An 11,120-nucleotide genomic window follows, 5' to 3' on the forward strand; every position below is an offset into this window, starting at 1 on the left:
AGTGTTATTTTGATTGCTTAAGTTGGGGGCAAAGCTATCTTCAACATGTAAAGGCGATGTTAATCTACTTTGATTTATAGACTTTAAAAAACACGAATATTGCCCCTACAGTGCCGTGAGGGGCTAAATTGGTCACGGTTTCATAAAACTGGATTAATATGATTATACAGGTTGGCTGTATCTTCTAAAGAGTACTAATTGGATCTGGCCCCGCAGAATACTGATTACTGCCAAAACAAAAAGCCTCTGATCTGTCGGATTAAAGGCTTTAATAGCCCCGTTAGTATTATCAATGAAAATAAGTAATGGCTCACCACAATGTTTTAGTTGGTGGTAGGTAGTATCAATGCATTATCAACAAATAAGCCTCAAATCTTCGTATACAAGGCTTTCTGTTTTTCCAGGTAGCGGGAACAGGACCCGAACCTATGACCGCCTCCTGGCGGATATAAGCTCGCGCTACCAGCTGCTCCATTCAAAATAAACGCGAAAAGCCTTAAATCTTCCGATTCAAGGCTTTCCAATTTTTCAGGTAGCGGGAGCACCTCTCGAAACTATGTCTGCCCCCTGGCGGATAGGAGCCGAAGAGCTATCAGCTGTTCCATTCAAAATAAACGCAAGAAGCCTCAAATCTTTCGACTTGAGGCTTCTTACTTTTCTGGGTAGCCCCAATAAGACTAAAGTCGAACCGTCTGATAACCGATTTGCAAATTTTTGCTGCGATATAATTGCCGGGATGACTGATTACCTGACGAGCCTAACACCTACAGGACGGATCGGTAAGCCGGAAGAAACAGGTCAATTGGTTGCATTTCTCTCCAGCGATGAGGCCTCATTTATTACTAGGTCCGAGCATACCATTGATGGTGGTGCGACACTTCTTTAATAAATAATTTAGTAGTATTCCAGGGTAGTGATCGATATGGTTGCTCCCCTGTATTGAAGCAGATGATTTTCAAATTGTAGCCCTTTAAAAGCTTGCGGATATCAGAGCCAGGTAAAACATACGTTTGCCAATGGGCTGTAATTCTCGCATATTCTATTATGAGAACCTTGGGCAGGATTCGCTGCTGGTTCACTGTTCATTAAAGCATTGGTCATTGTACATATTCATCGCTGCCGATTGAATTTTTCAGCAAACGGTGGGCTTTTATAACCGATATACCATAAAGCTTGGTGAATCCTCCTACTTTGTATTCAGAGAACGGACCATAATGAGTAATCAGTTTCAGACCAAGATCAATTCTATTCCGGTTTTAGTTGCCAGTAAAAGGATTTCGCTACGAAAACGATCCTGCATAGCATCGAACTGTGCGAGAATATTCTGACGGGACAATCGCTCCCCCAATTTGTAAAATAGAATCGCGTCGCCTTCAATTTCTGATATCTTCAGATTTAACATGTTGCTATCCAGTAGTACAGCCAATAGCCTCGAAATTATGTAACTGCCGGTTTCTATATCCGTTATCTGTACGAATCTCGTAAAGCCGCTAATGTCCGGAATAAGCAGATTGCCCTCGGTCACGGGGGCCTTCATTGTTTTTTGACCGCTATTCCCTGCTATAATGTTAAACGCTGACTGATCATTGATTTGCTAATTATTTCATCCCATAGAGGACTGATACAAAAGTGAGCGAACAGTGATCTTAGATATTCCAAATATGGATTGACATCTTCTTATTATGAATTTGCCGGATATCGTTACTGGAAATCATAGTTTTCTGCAATTATATCTCATCAAAAATGGCCATTTATTGAGCGTAAATCGCCAAAAAATAGTGCTTGATTTGTATATCGGATCATAAAGATTGACCTTTAGATTAATTAATTCAATGCCAAATTTTGTGGCTGTTATCAAATGACATTTAAAAAAAGCTTTTCGTTTTTAATTTTATTATTTTCCGTAAATTACACATACTGTCAAAGCGCGCTCACGCTGTCATTAAAAGATGCTATACATTTATCGCAAATAAACTCCCTGGATTATAAGATTTCCGTTAACACCGCCCGCTCAGCATTCTGGAATTATAAAAACTATAAATCCAGCTTCCTCCCGAAATTATCACTGAGTGGTTATACACCTGACTATTATCGATCTATCAACTCTATCACCCTTCCAAGCGGGCAGATAAGCTTTGTAGGCCAAAATGTCGCCAACTCAAGTTTGTTTTTGAATTTTGCGCAAAATATTGGGTTGACAGGTGGCAATATCGCTATCGGATCATCTCTCAGCCGGTTAGATAATTTTGGCAATTACAATAATACCAGTTATACCTCAATACCTTTTACTCTGAGCTATTTCCAGGATAACCTTTTTTACAATGACTTTAAATGGCAAAAACAGATCGAACCCCTAAAGCTACAGGAAGCCCGCCGCGGGTACGTAGAGAATTTGGAAAATATATCTTTGAACACGGTTTCTCAATATTTTGATCTATTGTTGGCAAACATCCAGTTGAAACTGGACCAGCAGAATCTTAAAAATATTGATACACTGGTAAAAATCACAAAAGCAAGATCCGAGATTGGTACCGTTCAACTCAATGAGGTTTTGCAATCGAAAGTAAGTTTACTCAACGCCAAGTCGGCACTGGCCAATTCGACGCTGAATGTTGAAACCGCACAGCAAAGCTTGATCAGATATCTGAATATCGATAAATCACAATTAATAGAGTTAACGATTCCCGACTCCATAACGCAGTTTGAAATCGCCCGCGGCGCTGCTCTAGAACAAGCCCACTACAATCGAAAATATATCGTCGAATTCAAACGAAGGCGCCTCGAAGCGGAACAAGCCCTATCCAGAACCAAATCCGAGACAGGGCCAAAGATCAGTATACGGGCAAATATCGGCCTTACTCAAACGGGAGGCACGCTTGGTCAATCTTATCGTGACCTTCTTATGAACCAATCGGTTACGGTGGGCATCAATATCCCGATAATAGATTGGGGCGTAAACAGATCGAACAGAAAACGGGCGGAAGCTAATTTGGAATTGGAAAAAAACAATATTGCTCAGCAGGAGCTGGCCGCTGAACAGGAAATAAATTATCAGATCATGAAATGGGAAATGCAGAATAATCAGATAAGCATTTCAAAGGAGGTCCGTACACTTGCTCAGCAGCGTTATGATATCGCCAGGCAAAAATACGCCCTTGGCTCAATTACTTATACCGACTTTAACAACGCACAACTTGAAAAGGATCGGGCAATAACAGATTATATTAATAATCTGAGGAATTATTGGTCCATGTATTATTTGATCAGGAGGTTAACCCTTTATGACTTTGAGCGGAATAAGAAGATTGATCTGATTGATTTCAGCAAAGACGCTGACTGGTAATGCTACTTCAACAGGAAATCAATCTGGGAAGCAAGGTGTTCAAAGTCGCTGGGGCGCATTGCGTCAGCATCGTAAATCTTCCCTGACCTGTCCACCAAACCGTAGTGCGGGATTCCATTTACCCTGAACATTTTACTCAAAATCAAATCCTCGTCTTTGGAAAGCAAGTAATGCTCCCCTTTCATATTTTGGGCCTTTATTGTCTTTTGCCAGGAATCTTTTGAACACTGCATACCAAGGTATAAAAACACGACTGGCTTTCCGGTAAACTGTTGTTGTAACTTTTTTGAATAAGGCATTTCTGCCATACAAGGACCGCACCACGGCGCCCAAAAATCGATGTAAATCACTTTGCCTTTGTATTTTCCGATAAGGTCTTTGAAAAATTTATTCCCCTCTGCCAAAACGGTATTATCCACGATGACCGGGTTTATCTTAGTATTTGCCAGGTTGGACTTTAATATTTTACTTGCATCCATAAGCCAGGCAAAAATCTTTTTATTGCTAATTTTATTTCTAAAATATGCAATATCCGTATCTGATAGTTGCCGGCCTTCTTCCAACTGGAACGCACCAAGCTTTCCCAAAAGGATATCTTTTCCGATCCCATCCGGGTTTTGCATTTCAGCCAGGCTAATTGCTTTTAATCTGTCTGCCTTATGAATTTCGGCATACATTTGCCTTACCCCGATGTCTAAAGCAGCATCATATTTTATCAGGATATTCCTGAGTTTTGTTTTCTTATCTTCCGAAAGGCTGTCAAAATCCTTTGAATCGATGTTTTTATTTATCTTGTAATAGTTCGTTATAAAAGCCGCGTCTTCAGGCTCAATTTCGTAGCCCGAATTGCGGGTAGCTTCAAGTAAAGATTTAACAGATGGCTTCAATACATTGAAATTTACAAGAAACCACGATCTTAAAAATTCATTGTATTGCCCGGTAATCAAAGCGTCAGGGTTATTTAATTTGATTGAATCTGTAAATGAAAAATATCCGTCCTCAACCTTTGAAGTATTCTTCGCATTGTTGGCCACCGAGCTTAATATATCAATCCCGGCAGTGTAATCGATATAATTTGTAAGCAACCTTTCAAATTTAAAGCTGCAATGATATCTTGCAGTAAATGAATGCAGGTCTGTTAATTGTTTCGTACGATCTCTTAAACGAAATAATTTGAACTCCGTCGCATTGAGATTTACTTTCTGCTTATCCAATTCCGGGCTCGTCCAAATGCCATAAAAATGCGTAAGGTACATTTTACGCTCTGTGTTGATTAAAGCATCTTTACCGGAAAAGAGGATCCTGCTATCAAGAAAGTCGTTTATCTGTCCGGGATCCGACCGCAATCCGGGCGGGACCTGATATTCTGTATAGACAACCAGATTGCCCCCTGGTGTAGCATAAATTGAAGTTGTAAAATCCCCGAATTGTATAAGAATTTCTTTCGGATTACTTATAGGGATGTTTATCGCAAACGATCCGTCAGGCTTGATCTCTGTTAGCAATACTTCATCATTATTTACACTTATAAAATTCTGATGAATGAGCCTCACATATTTAAAACCAGCAAATCTGGGATTGTATCCTTTCACTACCCCGCTCAGGTAAAAAAAAGCCTGTTTGAAAAATGGGCTAAAAACTGCAGCGTTACTTCCAAAATTCGGGTTGTCACTTTTTTGGTTGGTTAAAATACTGCGTAAACCATTATTGACCACAGAAATAGAATTGTTATTGATTTTCTTAACAAATAATTTTATACCGCTGTTTTTGAATGTAATCACAACAGCTTTATTACGCTGACCAATTTTTTCATAATACAATATGCTACCGTTTACAATAGCATATTTTTCAAAAAAACCATAATCGAGGATGTTTTTTGAAGAAAGCCAGTTCCCTTCAATTTCCTGCTGAAGGGTCGTTTTCGCCTGACTGGAACAGGCAATCGTTATAAAAACAACAAACAAAGACCACCGCATAATTAAATCAGATTATCGACCAATATAAAGAGAATTGTAAGTCTTCAGTATATCCAATGTCATGTCGGGGTAAGCCTGAATAATTACATACGAGCTTAAGATCGTGTGTTTTTTTGGAGACAGCACATAATATATGGGCGCGCCATCATACTGGAGATTTTTAGCAATGTAAGGAATATCTTTTATTACTACCCGGGTATGTTTAAGAATTGATCTCCAGGTAACCTGTATCTTTTTTAAATTATCAGGATCGGTTACAATGGTAACATTATTCTTCATATTCGTAGGAGAAATCAACCGGACCATATTCGTTAATTGCTCATTTATACAGGTATTGCAATCATTTGTTGTACAAACAAATATTAGCTTGTTAGTTCCCTGTTCACCAATCTCAAGATTTGTCATTAGTCCGGTTACATTTTCGTTTGCTTTTGCATTAAATAAAACATAGCTATGAACATAATTCTTTAAAGTCTCAGAGGTGCTGTCGACGGTATTCACTTCATTACCCGCATGCTGCAGCGGAGTGGTATTTTGCTTGCAGCTGATCAGGGAAAAAAAAAATATAAAAACAACTAAAATATATCTGATCATGTTATTTCATATAAACTATTTGAATAATTGGGTTATCATCTTCCTTTAAACCCTTAAGCAGTAATTCCATCTTTTTATGAGAGACAGCATCCTTAAAAGGAAAGGCCTGGGTATAGGAGTTAGATACTACTTCCTGAAATTTTATTGGGTTCACTATACTGTAAAAGACAGTTTCACTACCCTGGCCGGTGGGCCAGAAAGGCATACCGCCGTCAATATCGTTGATCAGCCCAACGTCCAGCAACCGGTCTTTAAATGTGACGTTCATACACTTTTTTGTCTTTTTATTATATAATAAATTTCTTCTTGTTTGCTTATAAATGGCATTTATCATGTAATAATTATCGGATTCGAAAACACTTCGGAGCAATAAATACTGCTTTATATATTTCTTTTTTAGTTCTTTATTGTTTCTACCATCATACGGCATCATTTTATCATCCCATAATAAGTCAACCGTTTTTAACTTATCCTGTGCGTCCAGTTCAAAGATGTCGTCCGTGGTCGTTTGCCAGATATGTTGTTTATTGTGAAAACTGTAAACCTGTGCTCTTGATATATAATCTTGTTCATCAACCACATCGGGCAGGTTCTGCTCTCCTAGCACTTTTCCATTATAGTCAATAATATAGATATGGGAATTTAAAATGAGTTTTCTTCCGGAACTTGGTGTAAAAAGTAAAATGCGGCCGTCCCCAAGCAGATACATATCTATGGGCTTGATCTTTATTTTTATTTCCTGAAAACTCTCTGTGGTCAAATCTATTTTGATCACTTTTTGCTGGGCAGCATCAAGTATAAAGGCGAGGTTCTTTTGCTGATCTACTTTTACACCGGAGAGATAGACATATTCACCCGGGCCTTTGCCTTGTCTGGAAATTGTTTTCAGATATTTCCCAAGCCTGTCAAACAAAAAGGCTCTTTGTGTTGCTCTATCCCAAACAAGTAAAAATTTGTCATAAAAATCAACGTTTAAATCGTCAGTCAATAAAATGCTGTCGGGCGCTGTAAGTTTAACATATTCAGAAGATTTGGCGACCTCGGAGAGTTTAACCTGGGTCGTGTTATTTTTACCATCTGTAATATCAGAATATTTACCTTTCGGTTTCTCCCGTTTACATGATGATAAACAAGCGATCGTTAAAACCGCATATATAATATGCCTGTAATTTTTCAACAGTAACCTTTTACGGTTACTGTTGAATATAAGATGTTTGTACATTTATAAGTGCTATAGGGTATAACACTTAACTAAATCTGTCGATTCTGCGCACCATGCTTCATTACATGAGCCACAGCAACGGGGATGACATGCGATTACATTACCCTCGTTAACATCAGGGCCGGGAGCATCATGGTAACAGTCTTTACCGGTATCAACTTCCATCGAATTTAAATTTCTTATTCCGATTTTAAGACATTTCGCAACGGGGGTTGATTCACCTCCGGAACTTTGCGCGTTAACAGTCAGCCTTGCCAAATCTATGCTGGCTGTTCTTCCAGCGTCTTTTTTGCTTATTATGACATTTGTTACTAACATAACTGCGAATGCTACGCCAAGCAAGCCATAAACAATTAATGTGATTTTATTTTTAAAGATTTTCATTCTGATAAAATTAATTAGTGTAGCATCCTGAACTTGTTTTGCACGAAGTAGCGTTGCAATACGTATCGAGCGCAATTGGCACGCAACTTTGGACATCCCCTTCATTCATATCGGGCCCGGTTACTTCAACCATACAATCCAAGCCTGAATCTTTTAGTTTACTGTGATTAACCCGTTCATGAATTTGCAGGCAGTTGGCCGGGGCGTGTCCTTCTCCCCCCGTTTGAGCTGAAGCCTGCAATGAAGTCAGGTCGACACTGGCTAGCCTGCCGTCTTTTTTTACAAAATTTAAGGTGTTAAATGAAATTACGCCTAAAACACATAGTAATAAGCAGCATTTCCCAACGATCAGCAATTTTCGATTTGTTTTTTCCATAGCTGTAATTTAGTGTGAGTTAATGTTTTATAATCCTAAATATACATATCGGAATACCCCAAAACGGCTGATACTAAGGCAGGTTATGAGTAATACACCTATCGTTAAGGATTTGAGGCTTATCTGATAGAATTATCAATGAAGCTACATTTGGAAAAAAGCCCGTTTCTCTGTTTCACTTTCGGTTTTCCTATAATAAAACCAATACACCAATGGTATAAAATACAAACTGACCGGTGTTCCCAAAAGCATTCCCCCGATAAGCGCAAGGGATAGGGGCCGCTGCAAAACAGAACCAATATCATTACCGAAAAGAAAAGGAGCAACAGAAAGTATAGTTGTTGTCGCTGTCATGATAATTGACTTCAGCCTTTTTAAACCCGCCGTGTGTATTGCATCCATCAGTTTAAGGCCCTCTATCCGGCGTAATTGATTTACGGTATCGATCTTTAAAATAGAATCATTGATAATAATTCCGCACATAACCACCAGACCGATCAAGGAGATCAGATTAATCGAAGAATTGCCCAGAAAAAGCATTATAAGAGCGCCGGTCATGCTTATCGGAAGTTCAAAAAGAACGATGAGGGGTTGCACCAATGATTCAAACTGCGCCGCAAGTATAAAATATAATAAGAGAACCGCAACTGCCAGCACCGCGCACATTTCGTATATCATTTGCTTATTAGAAAAATAGCTTCCGGAAAAATTCACGTTAAGCCTGTTTTGGCCTTTTAACGTCTGTTGCACAAAGCGCTCGATCTGTACCGGGTCTTCTGTTTTTACGGACAAGGGAATGTAGTTACCGCTCCTGCCTCCCTCTATTGTCTTATAATTCTGTTCCTGGCTAACCCTCAGAAAACCGGAAACAGGAATTTCCGCACCATTGGAATTAACCACCGTAAGGCTGCTCAGTACAGGACCAAGGTTGTTAAGCTGAGCCCTTAATACAATAGGGATATCCTCACTTCCGTTGTGTAAATTACCAACCTCGCTCACCGATAGTTTTCTTTTTATCTGTTGTGAAAGTGCTTCCGGGGAGATGTTGTATAAAATCAACTTCTCGAGATTCACATTTAATAACAGTGTTTTTTGTACATTGACCGGACTAATGAAAGAGTTATTGAATTGCCGCATTACCCGCGTCCTCAGTTCCTGTGTTTCGGCAATGGAAGGCAGCAATCCTGTTTCACCAGCCTGTGAAAACTGGATAACCAAGTCGGCTTCCGGATCACCCAATATTTGCTCAAAAATACTTTTCGGGGCTTGCATGGTCAAAGACGCTTCAGGGTAATAATATGTAAGGTAGTCGGAAATCCGGCTTTTTACTGCGCCAAGAGATTTGCTGTTTTTTACCTTAAGATAGATTTTCGCTTCCGAAGGAGACTGTTGTTTTTCCTTATTTAGCAGATATTGTTGCTCACCGACCTGCGCATTAGATTGCAAGATGTCATTTGATACAGCTTTGATAAGTAAAATAGAGCGGGCAGCATTTTCATCGACGGTTATATTCCTATTCCAATCGACTGTTGTTATAAGTTCTGTTTCCTCAAATGCAGGTAATTTTTCTTTTTTCAGATGAGAGAATAAAATGATATTGGTTAGCATTAATGCGATCACGATTAAAAGGGACACTATTTTATGTCTAAAAACCCAATGAAACCCGGATTCGTAGAATTTTTGAAAAACATTGATACCATATTTGTTAAAAAACTCCTTTTCAAAATTTCTCGTTTTAGAGCCGTGAAACAATCTGTATAGTACAGGCAATAAAGTCACAGATACCAAAAGGGAAACCGACAAACCAAGTGTCACCGCCATCGCCTGGTCGTAAAATAAGGCTCCTGCAATCCCGCTCAAAAATATCAACGGCAAAAAAACAGAACAAGTAGTCATTGCTGAAGCGATCAATGGGCGGATGATCTCGGTTGTACCTTTTACACAAGATTCATGTAAACTGAAACCGCGCTCACTATATTGAGTGATATTATCGATAACAATTATCGAATTATCGATCATCAGGCCTACCCCGAGAACAAGCCCTGATAACGAAATTATATTGACAGAGAGGTTGATAAACCGGAAGCAAAGAATAGTTATGATAAGGCAGACCGGAATAGTTACGCCGATCAAAAGCGGTGCCCTGATGTTTTTCAAAAAAAAGAACATGAGTAAAAAAGCAAGGGTGCTCCCTATGTACAAATCTTGCTTTAGATTATTTATGGAAAACTCCAGTAGTACTGTTTGGTCTTGCGTCTGTTCAAAAATCAGATCCGGAAATTCGTTTGTAAACTCTGTTGTCAGGTTATTAACTGCATTTCTTAGATCCGTCATTTTAGCATCCGGCTGTTTGATGATCGCAATATTTAGCGCATCTTGGTTATGTGCGATAAACCTTCCTTTAGCCGCCTGTTGCCTTATTCCAACATCAGCAATATTCCTCAATTTGAAAACCCTCCCTTTAAATTTAAATTGGAGGTTCCTGATATCTTCGACGTTTATTGGATTTGCTTCGGCGAACCTGATACTATAGGCCAATTTTCCGTCCACAACCGAAACGTTGCCAAATGAAAAATTATTATTTGCGATGATCTGCTGAAAATCTTCGTCCGTGATATTTAGGGAGGCAACCGCATTACTATTGGGGATAATGTATATTTCAGGAAGGCTTATGCCCGTCAGATCTGCAACCGCAATCTCAGGCAGTTGCTCCAGCCTGCGTTTGATCACATGTGTTGCAAACTCACTTAGCTCGATAAAACGGGCTATATTTTTCACCGATCTGGAGCTATCTTTCAAACGGAGGTTCAAATAAAATACGGGGATATCAGTCGCTGAGGCTTTTACGGCTCTTGGCCTTTCTGTCCCCTTCGGCAGGCTATTCATCGCCAGGTCAATCTTTTCATTGACTTCCATAAATGCCATGTCTACGTCCGAACCATATTTAAACCGCAATTTTATAATAGAATAGCCGTCACGTGTTTCACTATGTACATTATCAATAGATGACACTTGTTGTAAATTTGACCTTAATGTCTGAACAACGGTGCTTTCAATATCTTTCGCAGATAAATTATCTTTCGATATGTGAACAGTTATTTCCGGTATTCCAATATCCGGCAGCGGGGATACCGGAATGTGTAAAGAAGCCATAATGCCAAGCAAAACCAGGGCTATAAAAACCATTATTACCGAAACTGGCTTTTTTATCAAAAATCCGATCAT

General features: G+C 39.2%; 10 protein-coding genes. 2 read left to right on the forward strand and 8 right to left on the reverse strand.

What is annotated here, in order from left to right; genetic code table 11:
• Positions 1-736 precede the first annotated feature (736 nt).
• Positions 737-886 (forward strand): SDR family oxidoreductase, encoded by a 150-nt coding sequence (locus tag E2R66_RS28990; protein WP_240049336.1) that lies wholly within the window; start codon positions 737-739, stop codon positions 884-886.
• A gap of 211 nt (positions 887-1,097) precedes the next feature.
• Here E2R66_RS28990 and E2R66_RS29295 read toward each other — a convergent pair whose 3' ends face one another.
• Positions 1,098-1,244: a DUF2652 domain-containing protein gene (locus tag E2R66_RS29295; RefSeq protein ID WP_133232653.1), complete on the reverse strand. Its 147-nt coding sequence runs from the start codon at positions 1,242-1,244 to the stop codon at positions 1,098-1,100.
• Positions 1,229-1,537 carry a DUF2652 domain-containing protein gene (locus E2R66_RS29300; RefSeq protein WP_133232460.1) on the reverse strand — a complete coding sequence of 103 codons (309 nt, stop codon included), beginning with the start codon at positions 1,535-1,537 and terminating at the stop codon, positions 1,229-1,231. Before E2R66_RS29300 ends, E2R66_RS29295 begins: the two co-directional genes overlap by 16 nt.
• Before the next feature lie 321 nt (positions 1,538-1,858).
• On the opposite strand from E2R66_RS29300, the gene E2R66_RS16405 reads away from it, so the two are divergent.
• Complete coding sequence (locus tag E2R66_RS16405; RefSeq protein ID WP_133232462.1) at positions 1,859-3,343, forward strand: TolC family protein; 1,485 nt, start codon at positions 1,859-1,861, stop codon at positions 3,341-3,343.
• A gap of 2 nt (positions 3,344-3,345) precedes the next feature.
• On the opposite strand, the gene E2R66_RS16410 is transcribed toward E2R66_RS16405, so the two are convergent.
• From E2R66_RS16410 to E2R66_RS16435, 6 genes are all read right to left on the reverse strand, one after another.
• Complete coding sequence (locus E2R66_RS16410) at positions 3,346-5,319, reverse strand: TlpA family protein disulfide reductase (protein ID WP_133232464.1); 1,974 nt, start codon at positions 5,317-5,319, stop codon at positions 3,346-3,348.
• Positions 5,320-5,331: 12 nt separating this feature from the next.
• Complete coding sequence (locus E2R66_RS16415) at positions 5,332-5,598, reverse strand: hypothetical protein (RefSeq protein ID WP_133232466.1); 267 nt, start codon at positions 5,596-5,598, stop codon at positions 5,332-5,334.
• A 316-nt stretch (positions 5,599-5,914) separates the two neighbouring features.
• The gene (locus E2R66_RS16420; protein WP_158288427.1) at positions 5,915-7,090 is read right to left on the reverse strand and encodes a 6-bladed beta-propeller; all 1,176 of its coding nucleotides are present in this window, start codon (positions 7,088-7,090) and stop codon (positions 5,915-5,917) included.
• A gap of 54 nt (positions 7,091-7,144) precedes the next feature.
• Positions 7,145-7,519 (reverse strand): hypothetical protein, encoded by a 375-nt coding sequence (locus tag E2R66_RS16425; protein WP_133232470.1) that lies wholly within the window; start codon positions 7,517-7,519, stop codon positions 7,145-7,147.
• Between the two features lie 10 nt (positions 7,520-7,529).
• Positions 7,530-7,895, reverse strand: coding sequence for a hypothetical protein (locus tag E2R66_RS16430; RefSeq protein WP_133232472.1), 366 nt, complete (start codon positions 7,893-7,895; stop codon positions 7,530-7,532).
• A gap of 144 nt (positions 7,896-8,039) precedes the next feature.
• Positions 8,040-11,120, reverse strand: coding sequence for an efflux RND transporter permease subunit (locus E2R66_RS16435; protein ID WP_133232474.1), 3,081 nt, complete (start codon positions 11,118-11,120; stop codon positions 8,040-8,042).

Source organism: Mucilaginibacter psychrotolerans, from assembly GCF_004519315.1.
Taxonomy (GTDB): Bacteria; Bacteroidota; Bacteroidia; order Sphingobacteriales; family Sphingobacteriaceae; genus Mucilaginibacter; species Mucilaginibacter psychrotolerans.

Coding starts and splice junctions, on each gene's coding strand:
- E2R66_RS16435 (WP_133232474.1), bottom strand. CDS start 11,120: ATGATCGGATTTTTGATAAAAAAGCCAGTTTCGGTAATAATGGTTTTT.
- E2R66_RS16415 (WP_133232466.1), bottom strand. CDS start 5,598: ATGAAGAATAATGTTACCATTGTAACCGATCCTGATAATTTAAAAAAG.
- E2R66_RS16430 (WP_133232472.1), bottom strand. CDS start 7,895: ATGGAAAAAACAAATCGAAAATTGCTGATCGTTGGGAAATGCTGCTTA.
- E2R66_RS16405 (WP_133232462.1), top strand. CDS start 1,859: ATGACATTTAAAAAAAGCTTTTCGTTTTTAATTTTATTATTTTCCGTA.
- E2R66_RS28990 (WP_240049336.1), top strand. CDS start 737: ATGACTGATTACCTGACGAGCCTAACACCTACAGGACGGATCGGTAAG.
- E2R66_RS16425 (WP_133232470.1), bottom strand. CDS start 7,519: ATGAAAATCTTTAAAAATAAAATCACATTAATTGTTTATGGCTTGCTT.
- E2R66_RS16410 (WP_133232464.1), bottom strand. CDS start 5,319: ATGCGGTGGTCTTTGTTTGTTGTTTTTATAACGATTGCCTGTTCCAGT.
- E2R66_RS29300 (WP_133232460.1), bottom strand. CDS start 1,537: ATGAAGGCCCCCGTGACCGAGGGCAATCTGCTTATTCCGGACATTAGC.